The 26,403-nt window shown below is 60.2% G+C and carries 31 protein-coding genes and 2 pseudogenes; 19 read left to right on the plus strand and 14 right to left on the minus strand.

Annotated features, from left to right (window positions below; translation table 11 throughout):
• The first annotated feature begins 1 nt into the window (after nucleotide 1).
• Both ACXADQ_RS07425 and ACXADQ_RS07430 read left to right on the plus strand, forming a co-directional pair.
• The gene (locus ACXADQ_RS07425) at nucleotides 2-1,186 is read left to right on the plus strand and encodes an amino acid aminotransferase (protein WP_475317930.1); all 1,185 of its coding nucleotides are present in this window, start codon (nucleotides 2-4) and stop codon (nucleotides 1,184-1,186) included.
• A gap of 212 nt (nucleotides 1,187-1,398) precedes the next feature.
• Nucleotides 1,399-1,605, plus strand: a complete 207-nt coding sequence (locus ACXADQ_RS07430) for a cold-shock protein (RefSeq protein ID WP_475317932.1) — start codon at nucleotides 1,399-1,401, stop codon at nucleotides 1,603-1,605.
• Between the two features lie 69 nt (nucleotides 1,606-1,674).
• On the opposite strand, the gene dapA is transcribed toward ACXADQ_RS07430, so the two are convergent.
• Nucleotides 1,675-2,547: a 4-hydroxy-tetrahydrodipicolinate synthase gene (gene dapA / locus ACXADQ_RS07435; protein ID WP_475317936.1), complete on the minus strand. Its 873-nt coding sequence runs from the start codon at nucleotides 2,545-2,547 to the stop codon at nucleotides 1,675-1,677.
• A 157-nt stretch (nucleotides 2,548-2,704) separates the two neighbouring features.
• On the opposite strand from dapA, the gene ACXADQ_RS07440 reads away from it, so the two are divergent.
• Nucleotides 2,705-4,342, plus strand: a complete 1,638-nt coding sequence (locus tag ACXADQ_RS07440; protein ID WP_475317941.1) for a transglycosylase SLT domain-containing protein — start codon at nucleotides 2,705-2,707, stop codon at nucleotides 4,340-4,342.
• On the plus strand, nucleotides 4,260-4,649 hold the full coding sequence (locus ACXADQ_RS07445) for a lytic transglycosylase domain-containing protein (RefSeq protein WP_475317947.1): 390 nt from the start codon (nucleotides 4,260-4,262) through the stop codon (nucleotides 4,647-4,649). Before ACXADQ_RS07440 ends, ACXADQ_RS07445 begins: the two co-directional genes overlap by 83 nt.
• 196 nt (nucleotides 4,650-4,845) lie before the next feature.
• Here ACXADQ_RS07445 and ACXADQ_RS07450 read toward each other — a convergent pair whose 3' ends face one another.
• A complete protein-coding gene (locus ACXADQ_RS07450) occupies nucleotides 4,846-5,880 on the minus strand; it encodes an NAD(P)/FAD-dependent oxidoreductase (protein WP_475317952.1) in 1,035 nt (344 codons plus the stop codon).
• 64 nt (nucleotides 5,881-5,944) lie between these two features.
• Between ACXADQ_RS07450 and mnmC2 the strand changes: the two genes are divergently transcribed.
• Both mnmC2 and ACXADQ_RS07460 read left to right on the plus strand, forming a co-directional pair.
• On the plus strand, nucleotides 5,945-6,613 hold the full coding sequence (mnmC2, locus tag ACXADQ_RS07455; RefSeq protein WP_475317957.1) for a tRNA (5-methylaminomethyl-2-thiouridine)(34)-methyltransferase MnmC2: 669 nt from the start codon (nucleotides 5,945-5,947) through the stop codon (nucleotides 6,611-6,613).
• Nucleotides 6,614-7,477 carry a DMT family transporter gene (locus tag ACXADQ_RS07460; RefSeq protein WP_475317963.1) on the plus strand — a complete coding sequence of 288 codons (864 nt, stop codon included), beginning with the start codon at nucleotides 6,614-6,616 and terminating at the stop codon, nucleotides 7,475-7,477.
• A 30-nt stretch (nucleotides 7,478-7,507) separates the two neighbouring features.
• Here the strand turns inward: ACXADQ_RS07460 and ACXADQ_RS07465 are convergent, their stop codons facing one another.
• The 3 genes from ACXADQ_RS07465 to ACXADQ_RS07475 form a co-directional block, all read right to left on the minus strand.
• Nucleotides 7,508-8,050: an NADPH-dependent FMN reductase gene (locus ACXADQ_RS07465; protein WP_475317967.1), complete on the minus strand. Its 543-nt coding sequence runs from the start codon at nucleotides 8,048-8,050 to the stop codon at nucleotides 7,508-7,510.
• A 78-nt stretch (nucleotides 8,051-8,128) separates the two neighbouring features.
• Nucleotides 8,129-8,785: a YiaD family glycine zipper/OmpA-like lipoprotein gene (locus ACXADQ_RS07470; protein WP_475317972.1), complete on the minus strand. Its 657-nt coding sequence runs from the start codon at nucleotides 8,783-8,785 to the stop codon at nucleotides 8,129-8,131.
• Between the two features lie 123 nt (nucleotides 8,786-8,908).
• Nucleotides 8,909-9,742, minus strand: a complete 834-nt coding sequence (locus tag ACXADQ_RS07475) for a bifunctional helix-turn-helix domain-containing protein/methylated-DNA--[protein]-cysteine S-methyltransferase (RefSeq protein ID WP_475317979.1) — start codon at nucleotides 9,740-9,742, stop codon at nucleotides 8,909-8,911.
• A 109-nt stretch (nucleotides 9,743-9,851) separates the two neighbouring features.
• On the opposite strand from ACXADQ_RS07475, the gene nth reads away from it, so the two are divergent.
• The 4 genes and pseudogenes from nth to ACXADQ_RS07495 form a co-directional block, all read left to right on the plus strand.
• Nucleotides 9,852-10,496 carry an endonuclease III gene (nth, locus tag ACXADQ_RS07480; protein WP_475317981.1) on the plus strand — a complete coding sequence of 215 codons (645 nt, stop codon included), beginning with the start codon at nucleotides 9,852-9,854 and terminating at the stop codon, nucleotides 10,494-10,496.
• Complete coding sequence (locus ACXADQ_RS07485) at nucleotides 10,493-11,476, plus strand: adenosine kinase (RefSeq protein ID WP_475317983.1); 984 nt, start codon at nucleotides 10,493-10,495, stop codon at nucleotides 11,474-11,476. Before nth ends, ACXADQ_RS07485 begins: the two co-directional genes overlap by 4 nt.
• A 180-nt stretch (nucleotides 11,477-11,656) precedes the next feature.
• Entirely contained in the window at nucleotides 11,657-11,974 is a 318-nt protein-coding gene (locus ACXADQ_RS07490) for a hypothetical protein (RefSeq protein WP_475317986.1), read from the plus strand.
• Between the two features lie 27 nt (nucleotides 11,975-12,001).
• A pseudogene (locus ACXADQ_RS07495) lies at nucleotides 12,002-12,282 on the plus strand (transposase); the annotation flags it as partial.
• Between the two features lie 146 nt (nucleotides 12,283-12,428).
• On the opposite strand, the gene ACXADQ_RS07500 reads toward ACXADQ_RS07495, so the two are convergent.
• From ACXADQ_RS07500 to gspG, 5 genes are all read right to left on the minus strand, one after another.
• Entirely contained in the window at nucleotides 12,429-12,974 is a 546-nt protein-coding gene (locus ACXADQ_RS07500) for a type II secretion system minor pseudopilin (protein ID WP_475326046.1), read from the minus strand.
• Nucleotides 12,859-13,245: a hypothetical protein gene (locus ACXADQ_RS07505; RefSeq protein ID WP_475326117.1), complete on the minus strand. Its 387-nt coding sequence runs from the start codon at nucleotides 13,243-13,245 to the stop codon at nucleotides 12,859-12,861. Before ACXADQ_RS07505 ends, ACXADQ_RS07500 begins: the two co-directional genes overlap by 116 nt.
• Entirely contained in the window at nucleotides 13,242-13,745 is a 504-nt protein-coding gene (locus ACXADQ_RS07510; protein ID WP_475317989.1) for a type II secretion system protein GspJ, read from the minus strand. Before ACXADQ_RS07510 ends, ACXADQ_RS07505 begins: the two co-directional genes overlap by 4 nt.
• 183 nt (nucleotides 13,746-13,928) lie before the next feature.
• On the minus strand, nucleotides 13,929-14,174 hold the full coding sequence (locus tag ACXADQ_RS07515) for a prepilin-type N-terminal cleavage/methylation domain-containing protein (RefSeq protein ID WP_475317991.1): 246 nt from the start codon (nucleotides 14,172-14,174) through the stop codon (nucleotides 13,929-13,931).
• Nucleotides 14,159-14,605 (minus strand): type II secretion system major pseudopilin GspG, encoded by a 447-nt coding sequence (gene gspG / locus ACXADQ_RS07520; protein WP_475317995.1) that lies wholly within the window; start codon nucleotides 14,603-14,605, stop codon nucleotides 14,159-14,161. Before gspG ends, ACXADQ_RS07515 begins: the two co-directional genes overlap by 16 nt.
• Nucleotides 14,606-14,750: 145 nt before the next feature.
• Between gspG and ACXADQ_RS07525 the strand changes: the two are divergent.
• From ACXADQ_RS07525 to ACXADQ_RS07545, 5 genes and pseudogenes are all read left to right on the plus strand, one after another.
• A pseudogene (locus tag ACXADQ_RS07525) lies at nucleotides 14,751-15,014 on the plus strand (prepilin peptidase); the annotation flags it as partial.
• A gap of 6 nt (nucleotides 15,015-15,020) precedes the next feature.
• Nucleotides 15,021-15,527, plus strand: coding sequence for a prepilin peptidase (locus ACXADQ_RS07530; RefSeq protein WP_475326047.1), 507 nt, complete (start codon nucleotides 15,021-15,023; stop codon nucleotides 15,525-15,527).
• 134 nt (nucleotides 15,528-15,661) lie between these two features.
• A complete protein-coding gene (locus ACXADQ_RS07535; RefSeq protein ID WP_475317999.1) occupies nucleotides 15,662-15,901 on the plus strand; it encodes a hypothetical protein in 240 nt (79 codons plus the stop codon).
• 122 nt (nucleotides 15,902-16,023) lie between these two features.
• Nucleotides 16,024-16,173: a hypothetical protein gene (locus ACXADQ_RS07540; protein ID WP_475318004.1), complete on the plus strand. Its 150-nt coding sequence runs from the start codon at nucleotides 16,024-16,026 to the stop codon at nucleotides 16,171-16,173.
• A 3-nt stretch (nucleotides 16,174-16,176) separates the two neighbouring features.
• The gene (locus ACXADQ_RS07545) at nucleotides 16,177-16,629 is read left to right on the plus strand and encodes an ASPIC/UnbV domain-containing protein (protein ID WP_475318006.1); all 453 of its coding nucleotides are present in this window, start codon (nucleotides 16,177-16,179) and stop codon (nucleotides 16,627-16,629) included.
• Between the two features lie 35 nt (nucleotides 16,630-16,664).
• On the opposite strand, the gene ACXADQ_RS07550 is transcribed toward ACXADQ_RS07545, so the two are convergent.
• Complete coding sequence (locus ACXADQ_RS07550; RefSeq protein ID WP_475318009.1) at nucleotides 16,665-17,483, minus strand: sulfotransferase family protein; 819 nt, start codon at nucleotides 17,481-17,483, stop codon at nucleotides 16,665-16,667.
• Between the two features lie 206 nt (nucleotides 17,484-17,689).
• Here ACXADQ_RS07550 and ACXADQ_RS07555 point away from each other — a divergent pair, with 206 nt between their 5' ends.
• On the plus strand, nucleotides 17,690-19,264 hold the full coding sequence (locus ACXADQ_RS07555) for a DUF5928 domain-containing protein (RefSeq protein ID WP_475318013.1): 1,575 nt from the start codon (nucleotides 17,690-17,692) through the stop codon (nucleotides 19,262-19,264).
• On the opposite strand, the gene polA is transcribed toward ACXADQ_RS07555, so the two are convergent.
• Together polA and ACXADQ_RS07565 are read right to left on the minus strand one after the other, a co-directional pair.
• Entirely contained in the window at nucleotides 19,261-22,068 is a 2,808-nt protein-coding gene (gene polA, locus ACXADQ_RS07560; protein WP_475318016.1) for a DNA polymerase I, read from the minus strand. The two genes, ACXADQ_RS07555 and polA, sit on opposite strands and share 4 nt — an antisense overlap.
• A gap of 577 nt (nucleotides 22,069-22,645) precedes the next feature.
• Complete coding sequence (locus ACXADQ_RS07565; RefSeq protein WP_475318021.1) at nucleotides 22,646-22,822, minus strand: zinc-finger domain-containing protein; 177 nt, start codon at nucleotides 22,820-22,822, stop codon at nucleotides 22,646-22,648.
• A 74-nt stretch (nucleotides 22,823-22,896) separates the two neighbouring features.
• Between ACXADQ_RS07565 and ACXADQ_RS07570 the strand changes: the two genes are divergently transcribed.
• From ACXADQ_RS07570 to ACXADQ_RS07580, 3 genes are all read left to right on the plus strand, one after another.
• The gene (locus ACXADQ_RS07570) at nucleotides 22,897-23,826 is read left to right on the plus strand and encodes an ABC transporter ATP-binding protein (RefSeq protein ID WP_475318028.1); all 930 of its coding nucleotides are present in this window, start codon (nucleotides 22,897-22,899) and stop codon (nucleotides 23,824-23,826) included.
• A gap of 9 nt (nucleotides 23,827-23,835) precedes the next feature.
• Complete coding sequence (locus ACXADQ_RS07575; protein WP_475318032.1) at nucleotides 23,836-24,735, plus strand: cation diffusion facilitator family transporter; 900 nt, start codon at nucleotides 23,836-23,838, stop codon at nucleotides 24,733-24,735.
• A gap of 73 nt (nucleotides 24,736-24,808) precedes the next feature.
• The gene (locus tag ACXADQ_RS07580; RefSeq protein ID WP_475318036.1) at nucleotides 24,809-25,693 is read left to right on the plus strand and encodes an acyl-CoA thioesterase; all 885 of its coding nucleotides are present in this window, start codon (nucleotides 24,809-24,811) and stop codon (nucleotides 25,691-25,693) included.
• Here ACXADQ_RS07580 and ACXADQ_RS07585 read toward each other — a convergent pair.
• Nucleotides 25,690-26,400 carry a helix-turn-helix transcriptional regulator gene (locus tag ACXADQ_RS07585; protein WP_475318042.1) on the minus strand — a complete coding sequence of 237 codons (711 nt, stop codon included), beginning with the start codon at nucleotides 26,398-26,400 and terminating at the stop codon, nucleotides 25,690-25,692. The two genes, ACXADQ_RS07580 and ACXADQ_RS07585, sit on opposite strands and share 4 nt — an antisense overlap.
• Nucleotides 26,401-26,403: the final 3 nt, after the last annotated feature.

Below are 26,403 nucleotides of genomic sequence, written 5' to 3' on the forward strand. Positions count from 1 at the left end.
AATGTTCGGCAACCTGAAATCCCAACCCGCTGACAAAATCCTGATGCTGATGCAGCTGTTCAAGGATGACCCGCGCCCGACCAAGATCGACTTGGGCGTTGGTGTGTACAAAAACGCCGAGGGGCACACCCCCATCATGCGTGCCGTAAAAGCTGCGGAAAAACAGCTGTGGGAACAGGAAACCAGCAAGTCCTACGTGGCGCTGGCCGGGGCCCCTGATTTTTCGGATGCGATGATCAACCTGGTTCTGGGCGATGCGGTTGCACGCGAGAACGTTTCCGCCGCGGCGACCCCCGGCGGCACCGGTGCCTGCCGTCAGGCGTTCGAAATGGCCCGCATGGCCAACCCCGATGTGCGTGTGTTCGTGTCGAATCCGACCTGGCCGAACCACCTGTCGATCCTCAAGCATCTGGGTATCGAAACCGTCACATACCGCTACTTCGATAACGAATCGCGTGGCGTGGACTTTGAAGGCATGCTGGAAGATCTGGCACAAGCCAAAGCGGGCGATCTGGTGTTGCTGCATGGCTGCTGTCACAACCCGACGGGCGCCAACCTGAACCTGACGCAATGGCAGGCCGTGGTGGATGTGCTGCTGAAAACCGGCGCGACCCCGATGATCGATATCGCCTATCAGGGTTTTGGCGACGGTCTGGAAGAAGACGCCGCAGCAACCCGTTTGGTGGCGGCCTCCGTGCCCGAAATGCTGATCGCGGCCAGCTGCTCGAAAAACTTCGGTGTCTACCGCGAGCGTACCGGCATCCTGATGGCGATCACCGCTGACAAGAGCCTGAGCACCCTGACCCAGGGCACGCTCAGCTATCTGAACCGGCAGAACTACTCGTTCCCGCCGGATCACGGCGCGCGTCTGGTGACCATGATCTTGAACGACGAAACCCTGCGCGCCGATTGGGCCGCCGAGCTGGAAGAGGTGCGCCTGTCCATGCTGGGTCTGCGTCAGCAATTGTCGGACGAGCTGCAAAAACTGACCGGGTCGGACCAGTTCGGCTTTATCGCGCAGCACCGTGGCATGTTCTCGCGTCTGGGTGTGTCGCCCGAGGTTGTGGGCAAACTGCGCGATGATCATGCGATCTATGCCGTTGGTGATTCTCGTATCAACATCGCGGGCCTGAACACCAACACGGTGCCAATTCTGGCCAAGGCGCTGCACGAAGCCAACGCCTAAGTTTTTAAAACTTCTATGAAAAGAGCGGGCCATAGCGCCCGCTCTTTGTCTTTAAGCTTGATGTTATGAGGGGATGACCCCATATCTGCTGGGCTTACGTTATCTATCTCGACCTACTGTTTCCTGCTTCAGCGGCGTTCAGTCTTCGATACAGACCGACTACGCCGGGCAGTCGCACCTACGCGGGCTGCATCATTACAGGAGACTACGGAATGGCCACTGGCACCGTAAAATGGTTCAACACCACCAAAGGCTACGGCTTTATTGCACCCGATGGCGGCAGCAAAGATGTGTTCGTGCACATCTCGGCAGTCGAGCGTTCGGGTCTGACCGGTCTGCAAGACGGACAGAAAGTCAGCTTTGATCTGCAAGAAGGCCGCGACGGCCGTGAATCGGCGATCAATCTGTCGGCCGAGTGATCCAGCCACAGTGCTGAAACGAAAACGCGGCCCAGTGGGCCGCGTTTTTTGTTTGGGATATGCGCCAGCTTAGATCAGGCCGGCATGTTCCATTGCGGCGTCAATCTGCGCCTTGGTGCTGTCCAGCAATCCGGTCAGCGGCAGGCGGACCTCTTCGCTGCACAGATCCAGCTTGGACATGGCGTATTTCACGCCGACCAGGCCGGGCTCGACAAAGATCGCTTCGTGCAGAGGCATCAGTTTGTCCTGATATTCCAGCGCTTTGGTATAGTCGCCCGCCAGAGTAGCCGCCTGGAATTCTGCGCACAGACGCGGCGCGACATTCGCGGTCACCGAGATACAACCGACGCCGCCATGGGCGTTGAACCCCAGAGCGGTGCCGTCTTCGCCAGACATCTGACAAAAATCGGGGCCACAGGTGCGGCGCTGCTGACTGACGCGGTTCAGATCACCGGTGGCATCTTTGACCCCCACGATCCGAGGCAGCTTGGCCAGTTCGCCCATGGTTTCCGGGGTCATGTCGATGACCGAGCGCCCAGGGATGTTGTAGATCACGATCGGCAGCGCGCAGCAGTCATGCAGCGCGGTGTAATGCGCGATCAAACCCCGTTGCGTGGGCTTGTTGTAATAGGGCGTCACGACCAGGGCGGCGTCAGCGCCAACCTTTTCTGCGTGCTGGATCAGGCGGATGCCTTCCAGCGTGTTGTTGCTGCCAGCGCCGGCAATCACGGGCACGCGGCCAGCCGAGGCCTTGACCACTTCTTCGACCACGATCTCGTGCTCGCGGTGGGTCAGGGTGGGGCTTTCGCCGGTGGTGCCGACGGGCACGAATCCGTTGGTGCCCTCGCCGATATGCCACTCGATCAGCTTCTTGAGTGTCTCCAGATCCAGCTCGCCGTTCTTGAACGGCGTGACCAGGGCAGGAAATGACCCTTTAAACATGACACGCTCCTTTCGCGTTGAGGCGGGTAGAGACCCGGAGAAAAAACAGGCAATCGCTCGCCTCTACCGGGAATTTGCCATCTTCGTGATTTGCAGGCGGTGTGGCGCGGGATTAAGCTTGGGTTGTCTATCCTCTGTTCCTTTGCAAAGGCAAGAGATGTTCCGTGTTTTCGCCCTGTTTTTAGCCGTTTGCCTGTCAGCCAAGGCGGCTGTTGCCACTGGCCCCAAGCCGGTCGCCAGCGCCTTGTCGGCTGCGCGGGCGGGCAATTGGGAAAACGCGGATGGAATCGCAGCGCGCGCCGGGCCCGTTGCCGAGGCCCTGATCACCTGGACCAGATTGCGCGCGGGCGAGGGTGATCTGAGCGAAGTCTTGCGCTTTCTGTCTGCCCATCCGGACTGGCCGGGGCTGGCCCTGATGCGCAAACGCGCCGAGGCGGGGTTAAAGGACGCGCCCGCCAGCGAAGTCCTGCGGTTCTTCGGGGCCCAGCCGCCTCAGACCGGGGCGGGCGTGCTGGCCTTGGCGCGGGCACAACAGGCCCAGGGGCAATCCGCCAAGGCGATGTTAGTGCGTGCCTGGCAGGACATGGATCTGGATGCGGAATCGCACAAGGCGCTCGTGGCCGCGTATGGTGATATTTTGCGCCCCCATCACATCGCGCGGCTGGACATGGCCCTGTGGCGCAACCTGCGTGGCGATGCCACGTTGATGCTGCCGCTGGTGGACAGCGGATGGCAGGCGCTGGCCAAGGCGCGGATGGGCTTGCGCAAACAGGCCAAAGGGGTGGACGCGCTGATCGCCGCGGTTCCGGCGCGTTTGCAGGATGATCCGGGGCTGGCCTATGAAAGGTTCCAATGGCGTGTTCGCAAGGGGCGCACGACAGCCGCAACCGAGCTGATCATCGCGCAAAGCCGCTCTGCCAAGGCACTGGGGCAGCCCGCGCGTTGGGCCGGGTGGCGGCGGTATCTGGTGCGCGATTTGATGCGGGATGGTGCTTATGACGATGCCTATCGCGTCGCACATGCTCATTTCATGACGGCGCAAGATGGCTATGGCTATGCCGATCTGGAGTGGCTGTCCGGCTATCTGTCGCTGCGATATCTGAACGCGCCCGAGCGCGCCCTGGATCATTTCCAACGCTTCCGCGCGGCGGTGGCCACGCCGATTTCCCTGGGGCGTGCCGGGTATTGGATCGGCCGCGCGCAAGAGGCGCTGGGCGATGTCGAGGCGGCACAGATCGCCTATGCCGAGGGGGCGCAATATCAGACCAGCTTCTATGGTTTGCTGGCCGCGGAGCGGGGCGGCGTGGCGTTTGATGCCTCTTTGGCGGGGGCCCAAAGTTTTCCCGATTGGCGGCAGGCACCTTTTGCGCAAACCGATGTATTCAAGGCCGGAATTCTGGCGCTGAATGCGGGCGAGCTGTCCCTGGCCGAGCAATTTTTCCGGCATTTGGCTGCGGGGCTGGACGCGCAGGGCCTGGGGCAACTGGGCCAGATGGCGATGGACCTGAAGGAACCGCATCTGCAGGTCATGATTGCCAAAACCGCGGCGCAATCGGGGGTGACCTTACCAGGCCCTTACTATGCGCTGCACCCGATGCAGGGGCTGGATTTGCCTGTTCCGATGGAGCTGGCCTTGTCCATCGCCCGCCGGGAAAGTGAATTCGACAGTAGCGTGATCAGTGGTGCCGGAGCGCAGGGGTTGATGCAGTCTGATGCCCGGCACCGCGCGTCAGGTTGCGCGGGGTTTGGGAGTCGAGCACGAGCCCGCCAAAGTGCTGAGCGATTGGGGCTATAACGCCGTGCTGGGCAGCGCCTATTTGCAAGAACTGGCGCAGGCATTTGATGGGAACATCGTCATGATCTCGGCCGGGTACAACGCTGGCCCCAGTCGCCCCGAGCGCTGGATGGAGCGGTTTGGGGATCCGCGCGCGGGCGCTGTGGATGTGGTTGACTGGATCGAGAAGATTCCCTTCACCGAGACCCAGAACTATGTGATGCGCGTGGCGGAATCGCTGCCGGTCTATCGCGCGCGGTTGGGAAAGGATCCTCATCCGGTGCCGTTCAGCGCGGAATTGATCGGCGCGAGCATTCCTGTGCGTTAAACCGTGACGCGCTGGAGGGAGCCTCCGGCGGGGGTATTTGGACCAAGAAAAAGCAAGGATTCGTTAACCAGAATCGGGGTTTCTTATTGAAGCGGTACAGGCTGGGGAGCCGTTGACCGCCCAAGGAAAAGCCGCCCCGCCCAAAGGTAAGCATCGACGCGTGTTCGACCGGCCTTGGGTTGGGGCGCTTTCGGACTCAGAAGCTGGCGTTGGGTTTAAATCCTTCGGGGATCGTGTCGCGATTGTGCAGGATCAGGGCGGTCATGACCTGTGCGATTTTGGGCGCCATGCCGAACCCGATTTTGAAGCCGCCATTGGCAATGAAATGGTCCGGGTTTAGCGGATGAAAGCCCAGCACTGGTGCGCGCGAGCGGGCACGAGGGCGGACACCGGCCCAGCGTTCGATGATCCTGGCGTCGCTGAGGCTGGGAACAGCTGCAGTGGCGCGGGTCAGGACATCGTCCAACTGGTCGTCGGTGGAGCTTGGATCGGTGTAGTCACGCTCGCTGGTAGATCCGATCGCGACGGTGCCATCGGCGTGCGGAACAATGTGCACCGAGTCGGCATATAGCTGCGGCAGGTCGCGCCGATCCAGGTGCAGCAGGGCGGCCTGGCCCTTGACGCCATTTCCAAAGGCGCGGGGTCGGGTGGCCGAGATGCGCTCTAGATCGGCGATGCCGGTGGCCCAAACGATGCGGCCGCGCGCAGGGGCGTCGGTCAGGATCGGAGCGCCTTGGCTTGCAAGCGCTGCGACCAGCGCTGCGCAGGCCATTCGGGGATGCATCCGTGCACTAAGCGTGTCGTGAATCAACCAGCCAGAGGGGCTGTGTGGTGCCCAGTCGCCATAGGCGTCGGCGTGCACAACCTTCCAGTCGGCGCGGCCTTGCCACAGGTTTGCGGCGGTTTCGGAGCGAGCGCGGGCCAGATCCAGGGTGCGATCGTCCGCGATCGGTTGCAATCGTCCCAGGCGGGCATATCCGGCGGATTTCCCTCCGGCTGTTTCGATTTCAGACCAGAAGGTTTCGGCCATCATCAGGCTTTCGAACTGGAACTGTTTCTTGTCGTTCCAGTTTTCCGGCACATGAGGGGCCAATGCGCCGACCAGGCCGCCGCTGCTGCCGGCGCCGGGGCCGTTCGGGTCGATCACCTGGACTTTGGCGCCTTGCTGAACGCAGGACCAGGCGATGGATAGCCCGAAAATTCCTGCCCCATATACGGTCACATCCACCATTGCCATTTCCTTCGGCTGTCTGCATTCTCGGCGCGTTTTCACCGGCTTTCTAAGGGATCAGCGGATGCAAGACCAGCGCGCCGAATTGGAATGGCGGGAGGGCGGTATTCCCGTCTCGACCCGGTTTGACGATCCGTATTTCAGTCTCGAGAACGGATTGGCCGAGACCAACCATGTTTTTCTGGATGGCAATGGGCTGCCGGATCGGTTTCGCGACGGGTTTCATATTGCCGAGCTGGGCTTTGGCACGGGGCTGAACCTGTTGGCTGCGGTCAAGCTGTGGCGCGACAGCGGTCAGGGTGGCACGCTGCATTTCACAACGTTCGAGGCCTATCCGATGACCGGCCCCGAAATGATCCGGGCGCAAGAGGCCTTTGTCGAGCTTGGAGGTTTGCCGCAGGAATTCGCGCCTCATTGGCCCGCGACCCGGCTGTCTATGCCGGGGCTAGATTTTCGCATGATTACCGGGGACGCGCGTCAGACCTTGCCCATGTGGCAGGGGGCAGCGGATGCTTGGTTCCTGGATGGGTTTTCGCCGGCCAAGAACCCTGAACTCTGGTCGTCAGAGCTGATGCAGGCGGTCCATGACCACACGGCCCCCGGGGGAACGGCGGCGACCTATACGGCGGCGGGCTTTGTGCGGCGTGGGTTGTCCGAGGCCGGGTTCCTGGTCGAGCGTCGTTCGGGCTATGGTCGCAAGCGCCACATGACCTGCGCGCAAAGGCCAGATTAGATGGAGCGCAACACCCGTCTTGGTATTCTGCTGATGGTCGCGACGACCTTCGTATTCGCGATGCAGGACGGGATCTCGCGTCATTTGGCGGGCGAATATAACACGCTGATGATCGTGATGATCCGCTACTGGTTTTTTGCGGCATTCGTGGTGGCCGTGGGCGCGCGGCAAGCCGGAGGAATACGCCAGGCAGCGGCGACCTCGCAGCCTTGGCTGCAAACCTTTCGGGGGGTGTGGCTGGTGGCCGAGATTTGCGTGGCCATTTGGGCTTTCACCCTGTTGGGGTTGGTCGAAAGCCACGCGATATTTGCCTGCTATCCTTTGTTGATCGCGGCCCTCTCGGGCCCCGTGCTGGGCGAGCGTGTGGGCTGGCGGCGCTGGGCGGCGATCTCGGTTGGTTTTATCGGCATCCTGATTATCCTGCGGCCGGGTATCGGCGTATTTGACCCCAAGGCGATCATTCCGCTGGTCTCGGCGTTGATGTTTGCCATTTACGGTTTGGCCACCAGGTTTGCGGCGCGCAAGGACAGCGCGGCGACCAGCTTTTTCTGGACGGGGACAACGGGGATGGTGGCTATGACCGTCGTTGGCATCTGGTTTTGGGAACCCATGGTGGGGCAGGACTGGATTTGGATGGCCGTTTTGTGCGTGACCGGCGCGCTGGGGCATTTCCTGCTGATCCGCTGCTATGAGGTGGCCGAGGCAAGCTCGGTCCAGCCCTTTGCGTTTTTGCAACTGGTGTTTGCCTCGGCGCTGGGCGTGGTGGCGTTCAACGAGGCGATCCGGTTGAACGTGGTTCTGGGCGCAGCGCTGATCGTTGCTGCGGGTTTGTTTACATTCTGGCGAGAGCGGCAAAACGCCTGACACCGCGCCAAGCGATCGGTCACAACAGTCTTAGGTCCGGTTGATTTCGGTCCGCAGGCTCTGCATCAGGGCCTGGACATTCGCCAGATACCGCTCGTTTTCCAAGGCGCCGTTTTCGAATTCCCGCGAGGCAGCGGCGATCAGAACGAAGTTCCCGTTGATCAAGCGCGGTTGCAGCGGAATCAGGCAGGCGCGGGTCATATACTGCGCCGTTTCGCCACCCGATCGGCCATTCGCCGCAGACATCAGCGCAACCGGTTTGTCTTTGAAAACAGCGCCTTCAACGCGGCTGATCCAATCCAGAGCGTTCTTCAGCACGCCCGTGATACCTTTGTTGTATTCGGGTGACGAGATGATGATCCCATCGGCATCGCGGATTTGTTGCGCCAGGGTTTCGACCTCGTCAGGGATGCCGTGCTCGGCTTGCAGATCGCCATCGAACAGCGGCAGGCGCAGGTTCGCGTCGGACAGGTCTGCCGGTCCAAACTGAGTGACGGCCTCGGCCAGAAGTTTGCGATTGAACGAACCGGCGCGCAGCGATCCGCAGATGGTCAGCAATTTGGGGTCAGACATGGGGGCCTTTCATCAGATGGAAAAACGCCCCGGTCCGGTGGGACGCGGGGCGTTTCGTGGACTTGGCCCAATAATGGATCAGTTTGCCAGAATGACAATCTCGACCCGGCGGTTTTGTGCACGCCCTTCTGCGGTCAGGTTCGAGGCAACAGGATCGTCCTCGCCCCGGCCTACAGTCAGAACGCGACCGCCCGACACGCCATTGCTGATCAGGATGTCCGCAACGGCGGCCGCGCGGCCCCGGCTGAGATCCTGGTTATATGCGGCCGATCCGGTGTTGTCGGTGTGGCCAATGACCTGCACCGTGGTGTCAGGATAACGGTTCAGGCTTTCGGCAACGGCTCGCAGATCGTCGCGCAGAACGGATTGGACATAGGTGCTGTCGGTGGCGAACAGGATGTCCTGGGGCAGGGTCACGACTAGGCGATCACCTTGGTTGATAATACGGACGCGGCCATCCAGGTTTTCGCGCAGTTCGGCCTCTTGTTTGTCCAGGCTAGAGCCAATCGCGGCCCCCGCAGCAGCACCCGCCGCACCACCCAAAAGGATGCCTTTTTTCTTGTCCTTGGCGACCAAAGCGCCAGAAACAGCGCCCAGAATGCCGCCCAGCAGGGCGCCTTCTTTGGCTTTTTTGTTCGGGTCTTCGCCGCCCAGATGGGCCGGTGCCGTACAGGCGGTGGTCAGCAACAGGGCGGTGCCGGACAGGATCATCACGGCTTTGTTTGCTCGGATCATATTTCGATGCCTCGTTCTTGGTCTCCGATCAGTCGGATTGAGGGCAGTATACGGGGCGCTTTGCCCACGCCCAAGACACGTTTGCGTAACGGTGGGCGGGAAATCGCCCATGTTATTCCCCGTTCAGCCAGCCTCGGCCCGCGCGGATTCATAGGCCAGGAGCGCGCGCTTGACCGGCAGACCCCAGTGATAGCCGCCCAATCCGCCCGATTTGCGCAGCGCCCGGTGGCAAGGGATCAGCCAACTAACGGGGTTGCGCCCCACGGCGGTGCCAACCGCGCGGACGGCCTTGGGATTGCCGATGGATTGCGCGATCTCGGAATAGGTGGTGACGTGCCCCGAGGGGATTTGCAGCAGCGCCTCCCACACTTTGATCTGGAACGGTGCGCCGATCATGTGCAGCTGGGTTTCGCCTTTCTGGGCAAAGGCCGCATCGACCCAGGGCTTCAGGCGCATCGGGTCTTCGACAAAGGTGGCCTTGGGCCAGCGGCTGACCATGTCTTGCATCGCGGCCTCGGTTCCGGTTTCAGCGGCAAAGGCCAGCCCGCACAGGCCCTTGTCGGTGCCCATCACCAGCGCCAAATCAAACGGGCTGTCATACCAGCCCCAATATACCGTCACCCCGTCCCCCGCGCGGGCATAGTCGCCGGGGCTCATGGCCTCCCACCGGATGAACAGGTCATGCAGGCGGCCATTGCCCGACAGCCCGACGGAATGGCTGACCTGTAGCGTGGTCATATTCTGCTGCAACAGCGCCTTTGCGTGATCCAGTGTCAGATATTGCTGATAGCGCTTGGGCGACACGCCAACCCATTGCGAAAACAAGCGCTGAAAATGCGAGGGGCTCATATCCATCCGCGCGGCCAGATCGGCCAGCGACAGGCCCGGTTCGGCGTCGATCAGCTCTAACGCGCGACGCATAACCTGGTAATGATAGCCCGCTTCCATATCCGTCATGTGGTGCCCTTTCCTTTGGCGTGACGATACCGCCGCGCCCGGCCCATATCGACCCGAAACTTGCGGGAAAGGGTTGAGCGGCGCGCAAGGTCGGGGCATAGGTGGGCGCATGGCAAAGCAGCTTGATTATCACACGATCCGCGAGGTCTTTACCCGCTTTCAAGACAGCGAACCCGAACCCAAGGGCGAGCTGGACCACGTCAACGCCTATACGCTGGTGGTGGCGGTGGCCCTGTCGGCGCAAGCGACAGATAAGGGCGTGAACAAGGCCACGGCCGAGCTGTTCAAAATCGCCGACACCCCGCAGAAAATGCTGGATCTGGGCGAAGAGCAGCTGATCGAACATATCAAGACCATTGGCCTGTATCGCAACAAGGCCAAGAACGTCATCAAAATGGCCCGCATTCTGGTCGAGGATTACGGCGGCGAGGTGCCCTGTTCGCGTGCCGCCCTGGAATCTCTGCCCGGTGTGGGGCGCAAAACCGCCAACGTGGTGCTGAACATGTGGTGGCACTATCCCGCGCAGGCCGTGGATACCCATATCTTTCGCTTCGGCAACCGCTCGGGCGTGTGTCCGGGCAAGGACGTGGTAGCCGTGGAACGCGCGATCGAGGACCACATCCCGGTCGATTTCCAGCAGCACGCCCACCATTGGATGATCCTGCACGGGCGCTATACCTGTGTCGCCCGCAAACCCAAATGTAACGCTTGCCTGATCCGTGATCTGTGCATGTTCGAGGAAAAGACACCATGAAGAAATACCAGGTCGTCGGCATCGGAAACGCCGTCGTTGATGTGCTGAGCCAGGCTGATGACAGCTTTTTGGATCTGATGGGCATCCAAAAAGGCATCATGCAACTGGTCGAGCGTGAGCGCGGTGAAATGCTGTATGGCGCGATGACGAACCGGGTGCAGGCGCCGGGGGGCTCGGTCGCGAACACGCTGGCGGGACTGGGCAATCTGGGGCTGAAGACCGGGTTTATCGGACGTGTGCAAGACGACGCGCTGGGCCGGTTTTATGCAGATTCTCTGGCCGACGGTGGCACTGATTTTGTGAATGACCCGGTGCCGGGGGGCGAGCTGCCGACCTCGCGTTCGATGATCTTTGTGTCGCCGGATGGTGAACGGTCCATGAACACCTATCTGGGGATTTCCTCGGAACTGGGGCCGGATGATGTGTCCGACGACGTGGCAGGCCAGGCCGAGGTGCTGTTCCTCGAGGGTTACCTGTATGACAAACCCAAAGGCAAAGAGGCCTTCGAGCGCGCCGCCAAACTGTGTCGTGACGCCGGGGGCAAGGCGGGCATCGCCCTGTCCGATCCGTTCTGCGTGGAACGTCACCGCGATGATTTCCGCCGTCTGGTCAAAGACTTGGACTATGTGATCGGCAACCAGCACGAATGGGAATCGCTGTACCAGACCGACCTTAGCAGCGCGCTGGAACAGGCGGCGCTGGATGCAGGGACTGTGGTGTGTACGCGCTCGGGTCATGATGTGGTGCTGGTGCGCGGCGACGAAGAGGCCGTGGTGCCCGTGACCGAAATCACGCCTGTCGATGCGACCGGCGCAGGCGATCAGTTCGCCGCTGGCTTCTTGTACGGCTATGCCACGGGCGCGTCCTTGGATGTCGCGGGGCGCATGGGATGTGTGGCCGCCGCCGAGGTGATCAGCCATATGGGCGCGCGTCCCGAATCCAATCTGAAGGACCTGTTTCGCCAGGCGGGTCTGGTCTAGCGGCCCGCCCAATTGGTCAGTGTCGCGGTGAAAGCACGTCTGAGCGACCAAAACACGGGCGCATTGCGGAAAACTCTGCCTTTTTTGCGTGATCGTGTATCGTGTATGGTCGCGAAAAACAGGCAGGACGGAGATCGCAGGTAACAGGCGGCTCGACAGTCCAAAGGTAGAGAGCAGGTCATGATTTTTCGTTCCCCTCTTCGGCCCGTGATGGCTGTGGTGGGGCTGGTCCTGACATTCGGGGTCGGGCCCGGTTTGATGCTTGCGCCATCCCCGGCTCAGGCCCAGGTCTCTTTGAATTTACGCGACGCGGATCTGAAAGCTTTCGTTGAAATCGTGTCAGAGGCCACAGGCCGACGCTTCGTGCTGGATCCGGATGTGCGCGGACAGGTCACTGTTTTGGTGCCTGATGAACTGACCAATGCTGAACTGTACGAAGTGTTCCTGTCGGTGTTGGAGCTAGGCTCAGGACCCATTGATTTCCGCGTTTCGTCGTGATTCACGGTTCGAAAACGGGCGGTGAATATGTCTGATCTTTTCTGGCTTACGGACCCGCAGATGGGCCGTCTGGCGCCTTTCTTCCCCAAGTCCCACGGCAAGCCGCGCGTTCACTGCCCGGCAGGGTATTGCGCAGCGATGTCCCGAGAGGGGATGACCGGCGTGTGCAAATCGGGATTATCTTCATTGATCGCAATGGGTTACGATGGCGTGATGCACCCAAGGAATATGGCCCACACCAGACCCTCAATAACCGTTGGAAGCGGTGGAGTGAAAAGGGCATCTTTGCTCGGATGATGGCCGGTCTGCCGGGCTGTGATGCGAGATCATGTTCGGCAAACTCAAGGACTGGAGGCGCATCGCAACGCAATATGACAGATGCCCAAAGGTCTTCCTGTCGGCAATCGCCCTCGCAGCACTCGGTATTTACTGGCTATGAGGCCTGACCTTAGGGTCACCGAAATCCGGGCCTCGAACCATTCAGATCTGACATACAGATGCCTTTTGGGTTGAGCGCGCCGGGGTCCTGAACGGGGCTGTCTTCCGCGCTGAGTCCCGCTAGCACCAGAAACGCCTGGACCGAGCCAAAGGGCTGTTGACGGCGCGCGACCAAGATCTGATCCAACGCGGCGGCAGAAAGATCTGGTAAAAACGCCGCAAGAACCTGAGGATTTGCGGTGTTCACGTTCAGTTTGCTGTCACCCGGCAAGGCCGTCAGAAAGGGGCGCATCCGCTCTCGTCCGCGATCTGACAGGCCGGGCAGGCGGTCCAGTTGCTCGATCATCAACAGTGCTCCGCCGACCGGGTTTTCGGGGGGATCAAGGCTAAGAAAGGGTTGTTTGTTCAGCGGACCACCCACGCGCAGGAAATCGCGCAGGATTTGTTCATCCCGATCCGACACTCCCAATCTTTGCAGCAGGCGATCCAGGGCTGCGTGGGACGCGCTGAATGACGGTGACGTCAGCCAGTTGATGTTGAAATGCCCCTGCAGGTCGAGGATCTGTCCCGACACGGAACCGCGCCAGCGGAACCTCGTGGGGCAGGTTTTGTTGGCGAGGCGGCAGCTCGGAATCGGCGCTCTCAATCAAGGTGGTGATGGCGAAGGCCTCGAACGCATCAAGGTTCAACTCAAGTTGCGTCGCCAGCCGACTTTGGGTCAGACGTTGTCGCCCCGCATCGGCCACCGTCAGCAAAAGCGTTGCCACCGAGGCCAGGGCCGCAATCAAAATCAAGGCGTTGATCAGAACGAAACCGTGGTTTGATCGCGTCATTGCAGGCTCTCCAGCAATCGGATCGAGCCCAAACCGTCCAGGTGCAGCGTGACTTCGATGGCCAGCGGCAGCGCGCTGGAATACAGTTCAGGCGCGGCGATACCGCCATCGGAATCCACGGCGCTGTCCGCGGCATCAGGCAATTGGGCAATCGACAATCCGGGCCGCCATCCCTCGGGGCCCCAATGGCTGCGCAAATCGATGCCGGATACGCCTTCGATCACCAGAATTTCGGGCTGCAAGGCCGCCTGCCGCGCGGGCATCAAACTGGGCCAGCTGCGACGCCAAAGCTGGCCGGTGTTTTGGTCCAGACGATAGAGAACACGGTGAAATCCCGGGTCCGGGCGCAAATCCAGACGCGGTTGACCAACCACAGACAAGGCGAACCCATCAGAGGTCTGCAACGCAGCGGATTGCGGTGCGGTCTGGCCCGGAGGGTAAAACAACATGGGGATCGCAGCGGCGATATCGGCCCGCAACAGGCTGGATGCAAATTCCAAGGTCTGGGCGCGCTATGGGCGGGTCAACAAGCCATCCCGCTGTCGCAGCATCCCCGACATCGCCTGAACCTCCATGACTGGGACCAGCGCGAAAATGGCCATGGAAGACACAAGTTCGACCAGCGCAACGCGTCCAGCCCAACTGATACGATTTTATGTAACGCTCCGGCCCTGCGGCGCGTGTTAGGCCGTGAACATTCCACGAGGCTTGATCAGCAGGCCTCGGATCTGCTGGCCGGACACGGCCAGACGGCGCAATCGGTCATGCGTATTGGTGAACAGCGCCCGGTCTAACACTCCGGCCCGGTCCGAACGCCCAATAGCAAGGGGCGCCCCGACAGACAGCGCAGAGATAATCGCTATGACCACCAGAAGTTCTATCATCGTAAAGCCGCGCGAGGGGCCTGACGCGATTACTGGGTGCTCCATGTTCCGATATCCGCGTTTGCGCCCTCTCCTCCGGGGGCAGCATCCGCACCATAGGTGAAGATGTCGAAATCGCCGTGCACGCCGGGGACAAGATACTGATAGGGCTGCCCCCAGGGATCAACCGGAAGGCGATCCATATACTGAGTCCAGTTCGAGGGCGCTGGGTCCAAAGAAGGCTTGCTGACCAGAGCCGCCAGCCCCTGCTCGGTTGTCGGGTACCGAAAGTTGTCCAGCCGGTACAACTGAACTGCACTGGCGATCGCAGCCAGGTCCGATTGTGCACGGGCCACGCGCGCCTGGTCGGGGCGATCAATCACACGCGGAACGATGACAAGCGCCAAAACCGATAGGATGACAACTACAACCATCAGTTCAAGCAAAGAGAAGCCAGCGTCACGGTCTTTTTTGGGGGGGCAATCAATTTGGGTCATCAAAAAATCCTGACTGTGCATCGGAATGATAGTCTCGGTTCAAGAACGCGTCTAGCGATGCATTGTCGACGCCGCTGAGCCGATACAATGGACAAAACCCATTGGGGTGGTCAATAAAAACGGGAAACCCTTTGACTGGCCTGGGATGAACTTGTCTGATCCGCTTCTTCTGCTTTTGCTGCTTGTCGGCCCCTTTGTGGGGTCTTTTCTGGGGGTGCTGGCTGACCGCCTGCCCCGAGGAGAAAGCGTTGTTTGGGGGCGCTCCAGATGCCCGCGATGCAAGACCGCGCTGAGGGTGCCCGATCTGGTGCCCATTCTGTCTTATATATGGCTGCGTGGTGCCTGCCGGCATTGCAACGCGCCGATTGCACCATGGATCCTGTATCTCGAGCTCTCAGCAACGGGCGCGGCCGTGATGGCGATATTCGCAGCGCCTGGGCCGATAACTGCTTGGATCTGGGCGGGTTTTTTATGGGTGTTGCTGGTGCTGGCCGCCTGTGACCTGACACGCTATCGCTTGCCTGATCCACTGACGCTGATGCTGTTTCTATGCACCCTGATCCTGGCGGTTTTGCCCGGGGGCGTTGGGCTGTGGTCGGCATTGGTTGGTGCGATCGCTGGCGTAAGCAGCTTTGCGGCGCTGCGTTGGGGGTATCGCGCATTGCGCGGCCGCGAAGGGTTGGGCCTGGGCGATGTCAAGCTGATGGCCGGTCTCGGGGCCTGGGCCGGACCTTGGGATTTGCCGCTATTGGTGTTGATCGCGGCCCTAGGGGCGTTGCTGGCGGCTCTGGTCGTTCAGATTGTTCGACCGTCCCGCCGTCGCGGGCCCGTTGCATACCGCGCACTACCTTTCGGGGCCGCACTCTGTGGCGCCGCGGCGGTGTTGTGGGTCATGCGGGCCTTCGCACTGCCAATGATGTGATTCCGTTGATCTTGTCCGGTGATCCGCCTTGGGTGCACTCGCGCAAACCGCGAACTGGCCCCAGGTTTTTCAGAAACACATCTATGCTCTCCTTTCGACCAAAACATTGTTTAGGTGCTGCGGCGCTTGTCTTTTTGTCTTTGCAAGCGCCATTGGCGTTGGCGCAACAGGCCCAAGAACTGCCGGACATGGCCGCGATCGAACAGGCCTGGTTGCGCGGTGATTTTACCTCTGTTCGGGTCGGGGTGGAGCAAGACTATGTTCGTGCCCATGCCTGGCCGAACATTGCAGCCGCAAGCGGTCAGTCCAGGGCCGCCCGTCAGAATGATCCCGCGCATCTCCAGGATCAGGGGCGGCAGAATGGCACTCAGTAAGCTAAGCCGCCTTGTTGCGCTGGTCGCTCGTCTGGGGTGTCGAAGACGCTGAAGATGCAGCCCCTGGAAAAATACTGCGATGTTGTGCAGAATCCGAAGATCTGGCGGCGTGTCAAAAGAACATGCAGATCAAGTCCTGGTACAAGTCCGGCAACAACTTTGATCCGACCTATGCCAAGAACTGCCAACAGCTGAGCGGGCGGTATCAGGCCGAATGCAAGGCGATGTTGGTCAAGGATCTGGCGATCCAGCGCCGCGATGCCTCGATTTGAGAGTTGATCCCTGCCAGCCAACCGGTTCCGCGCGCCTATTGCGACATCCATTTCCAGCCTGCCCGCACCTTTACTCAGGCCGAGGCGTCAATTCAGCAGGTTCTGCGGTCGAACGTTTTGCTGCAATGGGATGGGCAGAGCTATCAGGACCATGCCGGTTCCTTGGGACTCGAGATCGGCGGTTGGAGCTGGGACACCAAGCTGGTCGACCACGCCGGCAACTCGGACGGCATCGGTGCGGTTGTGATCCTGACGACTTTGGAGGGGAACAAACAGGTTCGGGAAATCCAACTGGGCGGAGGCTTCATGTCCTTTGATCCGCCAATCGCCCATATCGGGCTGGCAGGCGCCTCGCAGGCCAAAGCGCTGCATATCCTGTGGCCGAATGGAGAGGAAACCTCGATCCAGGGACCGCTAAGCGTTGGCGCCTCCTACCAGGTGACGCGAATGCGCTAAGGCAGCTGCCCTGGCTGGATCTTTGTCAGACGGGGTCAGTCGCCCAGTTTGGCATGGACCTCGTCCAGATCAATCTCGCCAATTGGCAGCTTGTTTCCCGGGTTTTCGAAATCGTACCGGAACAGATTGAAATCGGGTTTGAAGATCTCATAGATCAGATGCATGGACAGATCGTCGAAATAGTCTGCGACGGGGTGCGCGCGTTTTGGGCCGTGGCCTTCGGATTCATTGAAACGCGGAATTTGTGACAGATCGACCTTGTGGCGGGTGTCGATATTGTCCAGCACCGTCTGCATGCCATCGTTGAATTGCTCGGTCCAGAAAATGTGATCGTATTTTCCGCCATTGCGGATGAAGGTCGACACATGGCCAGACACCGAGGACCAGTGAATATCTGGCCCCATCGGTTTTCCAAACCGGATAGTATCGCGCACGAACAACAGGAACCGGCGGAAACTGCGGATTTGGTCGAAGTCCTCTTGGCCGTCTGGTCCGCCGACCTCGATCCCGTATTTCTGGATCAACAGAGGCACCAGATTGCCGCGATACCGGCGCCCATTGCGCTGAATGCCGCAAATCTTATCAAAGAACGAGCTCAGCACCCGCGTATAGGGGTTGCGCACGCAGGTAAACGCATAGGTCGTGTGGCCGGTAACGGCTTTTTCAATCAGAGGCTGGCTGTATTCAAAGGCCCATTTGTGCATGCCGGACTCGGCATCGTGGATATCCCCGTCGTAGAATTCCCCATGGTCCGAATAGAACATGATCTGCCCAATGGACGAGCACGCACATTTGGGCACCACGCGGTACAGCACACTTTCGGTTTCGGTCATCCAGGTGCCGGGAAAACCCATATTGCTGCCTCCATCCCGGAACGATGCCCGAGTTTATTCATTCGTTTTCAACATGTTTAGATAATAAGACATCGGACGCAGGGTCAATCCGTCCCGGGGCATCTTGATCGCGCGTGTTGCGTGAAATTCCCGCTGGCCTGTTTCATTGGGGGCGGTTGGGGCCTAAAGTGCCCGTATCGTATTTGTTTGGACAGGCGCTTTTCCGAATGGCGACCATCGCTTTCATTCTTCTGTGTCACAAGGACCCGGACGCCGTCGTGCAACAGGCACAAAGCTTGACCGCCGCTGGTGATCACATGGCGATCCATTTTGACGGGTCGGCCAGTGACAAGGATTTTGCCCGCATCAAGGAAGGGCTTGCCGGCAATCCCAACGTGGTTTTTGCCAAGCGCGTACGCTGTGGCTGGGGGGAATGGAGCCTTGTGCAAGCGACCCTGAACGCGCTGGATAGCGCGCTCGAGGCGTTCCCCCGCGCGACCCATTTCATGATGGTGTCGGGGGACTGCATGGCGATTAAGTCGGCCGAGTACGCCCATGATTTTCTGGAGGCGGACGATTGCGACTATATCGAAAGCTTGGACTTTTTCGAAAGTAACTGGATCAAAACCGGGATGAAAGAAGACCGGCTGATCTATCGCCACTATCTGAACGAACGGAAGCACAAGAAGCTGTTTTACTGGATGCTTCAGGCACAACGCAAACTGGGCCTGAAACGCGCCATCCCCGAGGACATCCAGGTGCAGATCGGCAGCCAATGGTGGTGTCTGCGCCGTCTGACGATCGAGTGGATTCGTGAATTCGTTGCGGACCGCCCCGACGTGGTGCGCTTTTTTCGAACGACCTGGATTCCAGACGAGACATTTTTTCAGACTCTGGTGCGCCACCTGGTGCCCGAGGCCGAGATTCGTTCGCGAACGCTGACTTTCCTGATGTTCTCGGATTACGGGATGCCGGTGAATTTTTATAATGATCACTACGATTTGCTGCTCAGTCAGGACTTCTTGTTTGCGCGCAAGATCAGCAGCGAAGCTCATGAGTTAAAGGACCGCCTCGCCCAGCTCTATGCGGCTCAGGGGGCCGAGTTCAAGATCTCGAATGAAGGTCGCAGCCTGTACCAGTTTCTGACGGAACGCGGGCGGATCGGGCGCCGCTTTGGAATGCAATTCTGGGAGACCGAGACAACGCTGGGCCGCGAGCGCGAGCTTTTGATCGTGATCTGTAAAAAATGGCATGTCGCCAAGCGGTTGCTGGCCTTTGTCCAACAGAAAACCAACATCCCCACGATTGAATACATGTTTAATGAAGAGGACACGCCCCTTCCTGATCTTGGCGGTATTCAAAGCACTCTTGCCAAGCGCACGCGCCACCGGCGGGCCTTGATGCGGCTGTTGTTTGACTATTTCGCAACAGATCGCATGATCCTGTGCATTGATCCTGCCAATATCGAGCTGCTCAAGGACCTGACGGGGGATCGCTCGGTCACCCGTTTGCTGGAAATCGAGTGCGACATGACCGACGAATATCTGACCGGTCATGCCAAGCGGATTGGTCTGGCGGGGGATCACACGTCCGAGGAAACCTGGGAACGTCTGTTGCCCACCATCCGCAGCGATATCGTGTTCGAAAGCGATCGGATCAGGGATGCCGGGTTTGAAAACTATGGGCGCATGCGCCAAAGCTCTGAGCCAAAGGAAAACGCCCTGGTCCTGGCCGAATTTCTGAGCATCTCACCCGAATTGGCCGAGGAAATCACCTCGATCCGGCAGTTGTTTGACGACTAGTGGGCCTCGGCCCAGTTCTGGCCCTGGCCGGCGTCCACGGTCAGCGGCACCGTCAAATGCAGGGCCGGGGCTGCTGCATTTTCCATCACATCGCGGGCGCGGGTGATCACGTCATCTGCGCGGTCTGCGTCGACCTCGAACAGCAATTCATCATGCACTTGTAGCAGCATTTTGGCGGGCAGATCGGCGATGGCATCCTCCATCCGGATCATCGCGCGACGGATCACATCCGCGGCCGTGCCCTGGATCGGAGCGTTGATCGCCGCACGTTTGGCGAACCCGGCGCCGGGGCCCTTGGCGTTGATCTCGGGCGTGTGGATCTTGCGGCCGAACATCGTCTGGACATAGCCGTTGTCTTTGGCGAATTGCGTGGTTTCGTCCATGTAGGCGCGGATGCCGGGGAAGCGTTCGAAATACCGGTCGATAAAGCCCTGCGCCTCGGATCGGGGAATGCGCAGGTTACGCGCCAGACCAAACCCCGAGATGCCGTAGATCACACCAAAGTTGATCGCCTTGGCCTGACGGCGGATGTCGGGGGTCATGTCCTCCAGCGGCACGTCGAACATTTCGCTGGCCGTCATCGCGTGGATGTCCAGCCCATCCTTGAACGCCTGCTTCAGCGCGTCGATCCCGGCCATTTCGGCCAGAATGCGCAGCTCGATCTGGCTATAGTCCAGGCTCAGCAGCACCTTGCCCTCGTCGGCTACAAAGGCCTCGCGGATGCGGCGCCCTTCCTCGGTGCGGACGGGGATGTTTTGTAGGTTCGGATCGGTCGAGGCCAAGCGCCCCGTATTCGCACCCGTCTGCACATAGGACGTGTGCACGCGGCCAGTGTCTGGGTTGATATGATCCTGCAGCGCGTCCGTGTAGGTGGATTTCAGCTTTTGCAGCTGGCGATAATCCAGCACGCGGGCGGCGAAATCGTGTTCGGTTGCCAAGTCCTCCAGGACATTGGCGGGGGTGGACCATTGGCCGGTCTTGGTTTTTTTGCCGCCTTCCAGACCCATTTCCTCGAACAGGATTTTGCCGACCTGAGCGGGGGACTGGACGTTGAATTCGTGGCCCGCCAGTTCGTACAGCTCGGCCTCGTACCCGGCCATTTTCTGGGCAAAGGCGTTGGACATGCGCGACAGCGTATCGCGATCCACCTTGATGCCGTGCATCTCCATCCGGGCCAGTACGGGCGACAGGGGCCGTTCCAGCGTTTCATAGACGGTGGTCACCTGGGTCTGGTGCAGCTGCGGTTTGAACAGCTGCCACAGGCGCAGGGTGATGTCGGCGTCTTCGGCCGCGTATTTTACCGCGTCATCCACAGGCACGCGGTCAAAGGTGATCGCGGATTTTCCTGTGCCGAGCAGCGACTTGATCGAGATCGGCGTGTGCGACAGATACCGTTCGGCCAGCGCGTCCATCCCGTGCCCGTGCAGACCCGCGTTCATCGCATAGGACATCAGCATCGTGTCGTCATAGGGCGTGACGGTGACGCCATAGCGCGCGAAAATCTTGGCGTCGTATTTCATGTTCTGGCCGATTTTGATCACAGAGGGATCGGCCAGCAGCGGCCCCAGCAGGTCCAGGGCCTGTTGCAGGGGCATCTGCCCCTCGGCCAGGTTGTCAGAGCCGAACAGATCGTCCGAGCCATCCTTGTGCGTCAGGGGAATATAGCACGCCTGCCCGGCATCGACGCACAGCGAGATTCCCACCAGATCGACGCGCATTTCATCGAGGCCGGTGGTTTCGGTGTCCACGGCGACATGGCCACGTTCATAAGCGCGATCAATCCATTTTTGCAGGGCCGCTGCGTCGCTGACGCATTCGTAATCCTCGGGTTTGAAGGGCACGGCAGCGGGCGTGTCCGCCGTGCCGGGTTCAGCCCCGGCCGGATCAGTGTCGGCGATCACAGGTGCCTCGGCGCCCAGTTGATCGGCCACGCGTTTGACCAGCGTGCGGAATTCCATTTCGGCCAGGAAGGGCAGCAGCACGTCGGCTTCGGGGGCGCGGACCTCCAGATCATCCAGGGTGAAATCCAGCTGCATCTCGCATTCCAGCTGCACAAGGCGCTTGGACAGCTCGATCTGGTCGCGTTTTTCGATCAGAGTCTGGCGGCGTTTGGGCTGCTTGATCTCTTCTGCGCGGTCCAGCAGGGTTTCCAGATCGCCGTATTCGTTGATCAGTAATGCGGCGGTTTTGATCCCGATGCCGGGCGCACCGGGCACGTTATCCACGCTGTCCCCGGCCAGCGCTTGCACGTCCACCACGCGGTCCGGGCCCACCCCGAATTTTTCGACCACGCCGTCAGAATCGATGCGCTTGTTCTTCATCGCGTCCAGCATTTCCACGCCGCCGCCGACCAGCTGCATCAGGTCCTTGTCGCTGCTGATGATGGTCACCCGCCCACCAGCATCACGGGCCTGACAGGACAAGGTGGCGATGATGTCATCGGCCTCGAACCCTTCGATTTCCTTGCAGGCGATGTTGAAGGCCTCGGTGGCGCGGCGTGTCAGCGGGAACTGAGGCACCAGGTCCTCGGGGGCAGGGGGGCGGTTGGCCTTGTACTGATCATACAGATCGTTGCGAAAGCTTTTGCCGGAATAGTCAAAGATCACCGCCACATGGGTGGGGGCATCGGGGCCGGTGTTGGCCTCGACATATTTGTGGATCATGTTGCAAAAACCCGCGACAGCTCCAATCGGCAATCCATCCGATTTACGCGTCAGCGGGGGCAGCGCGTGATAGGCCCGAAAGATAAAGGCCGAGCCATCGATCAGGTGGAGGTGGCATCCCTTGCCAAAATTCGCGCTCATGTTGTACCCCTCGACCAGTCGCGTTTGTTCTGTATGAGGTTGTGCCATGTTCCGCCGGTGTCTTCTAGTTGCTCTTTGTCTGTTTGCCCCCTTCGCTGCGAAAGCCGAGCCCCCCTGCCTACAGACCCAAGACCAAAACAATTGCGCAAGAGTATTGGCCTGCGTCGGTAAGAAAGGTTCGTATTTTGATGGGCGAGCCAAAGGCTGGGACACCGGGACGGTAGCAGGCCAACTGGACGATGGCACGGCCTGTTCCGGACAATGGACGGCGCGTGGCCCTTTTGGATTTGGCCTTGCGAAACTAATTTGCCAGGACGGCGTGACTGCAAAGGTGATCTACTACTACATGGACAATTTGACAGGGACGGCGATCGGCCGCGGCTCTACCAGCGACGGCCGCGCAATCCGTATCTGGAGCGGGCAAAACGTGCTGCGCTACCTGACGCCCAAAGGTACCATAGGCGCCAAGCTGCCTCGCGGGTCGAACCCAATACCGGTTGGATAGCGCCCAGGCTTCGGCTTCTTCTTGGAAAAATACCCAAATTCACACGCCTCAACGGGCGCAGCGCTATTGGGATCAGGCGGCGTTGCTGCCCTTCAGCACGTATTTTGCGTCGCAATAGGGGCATTCGACATACCCGATATCGGCAGGAATGGTCAGCCAGACGCGGGGATGGCCCAAAGCACCTTCGCCGCCATCGCAGGCGATCTTAGTGGTCTCGACAATCTTGGTTTCGGGCGCTTGCGTCGTCATTGGGGCTGTTTCCTTTTGGCTGCAAAACAACTAGTCCAGTTATGAGCGATAGGGCGAGCAGGGGCAAGAGCACCATGGGTGGCAACGCAATCGAAATCCGCGGTTTGCGCAAGGTTTATGGCGGTGCCAAAGGGCAGCCGCGCAAAGAGGCGCTGAAGGGGGTCGATCTGGACATCCCGCAGGGGTCTGTGTTCGGGCTGTTGGGGCCGAATGGCGCTGGCAAATCCACCATGATCAACATTTTGGCTGGGCTGGTGGTTAAGACCGAAGGGTCAGTGAAAATCTGGGGCTTTGATCAGGACGTGAACCCGCGCCAAAGTCGCGCGTCGATCGGGGTGATGCCGCAAGAGCTGAATCTGGACCCGTTCTTTACCCCGCGCGGCGCATTGGAGGTGCAGGCAGGCCTGTACGGTGTGCCCAAGTCTCAGCGCCGTAGCGACGAAATTCTGAGACTGGTGGGGCTTGAGGACAAGGCCGAGGCCTATGCCCGCACCCTGTCGGGCGGGATGCGGCGGCGGTTGCTGCTGGGCAAGGCTCTGGTCCATCACCCGCATATTCTGGTGCTGGATGAACCCACGGCCGGTGTGGATATCGAACTGCGCCAGATGCTGTGGGAAAACGTGCGCAAGCTGAACCAGCAGGGCATGACCATCATCCTGACAACGCATTACCTGGAAGAGGCCGAAGAGATGTGCGACCAGATCGCCATCATCAACCAGGGCGAGTTGGTGGCGCGCGACAGCACCGCCAATCTGTTGGGCAGCATTGATGCCAAAACCATGGTGATTCAGCCCGAAGACACGCCAAATGCTTTGCCTCAGGCCGACGGGATCGAGATCAGCAAACGGGCTGACGGCGCCATCGCGCTTAGCTATCATGCCAATCAAACCAGCGCTGAACAGGTGCTCGAGGCCGTTCGCTCGGCTGGTATCCGAATCCGGGATGTCAAAACCGAAGAAGCCGACCTGGAGGACGTGTTCCTGGAACTGACCCGCAGCAGGTAGAACCGCATTATGCCGCACGATCACCCTCAGACCAATCTGGACAGCGGCGACAAGCGCGTTGTTTGGGCCGTGGTCGTGAATATCGCCCTGACGATTGCGCAGATCGCGGCGGGAATTGTCTCGGGCTCGTTGGCGCTGATTGCGGATGCGATTCATAACCTGTCGGATGCGCTGTCGTTGGTGATTGCCTTTGCCGCGCGCCGGATTGGGCGACGCCCCGCGGATGAGCACATGACCTTTGGCTATGGTCGCGCCGAGGTGGTCGCCGCGCTGGCGAATTATACCACGCTGATTGTGGTGGCTTTTTTCCTGGCCGCCGAGGGGGTCGAACGGCTGCTGAACCCTCAGCAGGTCGAGGGCTGGATCGTCGTGGTCATTGCGGGATTGGCCTTGGTGATTGATACGGTCACCGCCCTGTTGATCATGCGCCTGAGCAAGGACAGCGCCAATATGCGCGCCGCGTTCTTGCATAACCTTGCGGATGCCATGGGATCGATCGCGGTGATCATCGGTGGCACGTTGATCCTGCTGTATGACTGGCGCTTGGTGGATCCGATCGTCACTTTGATGATCGCGGGCTATATCCTGTGGATGTCGTGGCAGGGCGTGGTGCCCGTCATCCGCATCCTGATGCTGGGCGCGCCCGAAGACACTGATCTGAACGACGTCATAGAGGCTTTGCAGCAGGCAAACGGCGTCGACAGCGTTCACCACGTACATCTGTGGCGGATGCAGGAACATGAAACGGCGCTCGAGGCGCATGTGGTCATGGACGGAACCGTTGAACCAGAAGACGTGAAACTCGCGGTCAAAGCGCTGCTGTGGGATCGCTTTGAGGTTGCTCATTCGGTTCTAGAGCTGGAAGTCAAAGGCTTCCAAAGCGCCAATGAAAAGGTCGTGGGGCATTAGAACCGGTTTGCGCTTGCACTTGGGCGCGATTTGGCTCTGACTGAGGGGCCGAAGGACAGAGTAGGATCGCCAAATGAGCAACGCGCAAGATCGCCTTCCCGGCCAGTGGCTGGACGACGTGCTGGATGTTGAACAGATCGAGCAAGATTACTTCCGCGGGATCGCGACGCCTCAGGGGCGGGGGCGGTCCTTTGGCGGGCAGGTGATCGGGCAGGCGTTGATGTCGGCGATCCGCACCGTTGGGGATGATCGACCCGTACACTCGTTGCACGCCTATTTTATGCGCCCCGGGGACGCGACCCAGCCGGTTTTGTATCAGGTTGAACGTGACCGCGATGGCCGCAGCTTTGCCACCCGTCGGGTGATCGCGGTACAGGCGGGCAAACCGATTCTGAACCTTGCGGCCAGCTTTCATTGCAAGGAACCCGGCCATCATCACCAGTATGAAATGCCCGATGTCCCCGCCCCGGACGATTTGAAGGCCGATGCCGAAGTGGGCGAGGAATTGGCCGATGATCTGCCGCCCGAGTTTCTGAAATGGCTGCGCTCTCCGCGCCCGATCGAGATGCGTCCCGTGGGGCTGCGTCCGCCCTTTACGCGGGAAAAACGAGCGCCCGAGCACGCGATGTGGATGCGCTTGCGCGGCAGTTTTGGTGATGATCCGGCCATGCATCGCGCGGCTCTGGCCTATACTTCGGATTACGGGCTGCTGACGACCTGTATGTTGCCCTTTGGCAAAACGTTTACGGACCCTGAAATGCAATTCGCCAGCCTGGATCACGCGGTTTGGTTCCATGATGAATTCCGCATGGATGAGTGGCTGCTCTATGTGATGGATTCACCCTGGTCGGGCGGTGCGCGCGGGTTCAACCGGGGTCAGGTCTTCACGCAGGATGGGCGGCTTGTGGCCTCGACCGCGCAAGAAGGCCTGGTGCGCAATATCGAGTTCAAAGCCTAGCGCCCGCCCGCCCCCGGTGGCAAAAGCCCTTCGCGTCTGCGCGCGGCGTAGAAATCCCTCAGCGTCTGGCCGCGCTGGGGTTTGAAATGCGGCCCTTCGGCCATTTCCGTGATCCGATCCAGCCGGAAAGATCGGAAATCCTGCCGCAGCTCGCACCAACCGGTCAGCGTCCAGACCTTGCCCCAATACCATGCGCCCAAGGGCCGGATGCGGCGGGTGCTGAGTTTGTCTGACAGGTCCAAATAGGTCAGATCCAGGCTAATATGGGCGTTGGTGGCACGTTCGACCTGATCCAGCCGCGCGCGCTCTTGATCGGACATCAGCGACAAATCGAACGCATGAACATGGACCTCGTCCACGCGGGCGCGAGCGTCATCGGGCAGCACGGCGTTGATTTTGACCAGCGCCTCTTCGGCGGCGGCGGCCATGTTGGCCCCACCCCAGGCCTTGATCATCCGGGCCCCGGCCACAAGGGCCACGATTTCATCCTGCGTAAACATCAGCGGTGGCAGATCATAGCCTTCGCGCATCAGATAGCCGACACCGGCCTCGCCCTCGATCGGGACGCCCGAGCCGATCAGATCCGCGATATCGCGATAGATCGTGCGTGGCGTGACCTCCAGCCGTTCGGCCAGTTGCGCGGCTGTCAGCAGCCGACCGCCCCGAAGATATTGAACAATCTGAAACAGGCGGTCGGCGCGACGCATGGC

It is taken from the genome of Thalassovita sp. ABM4_323, from assembly GCF_056158665.1.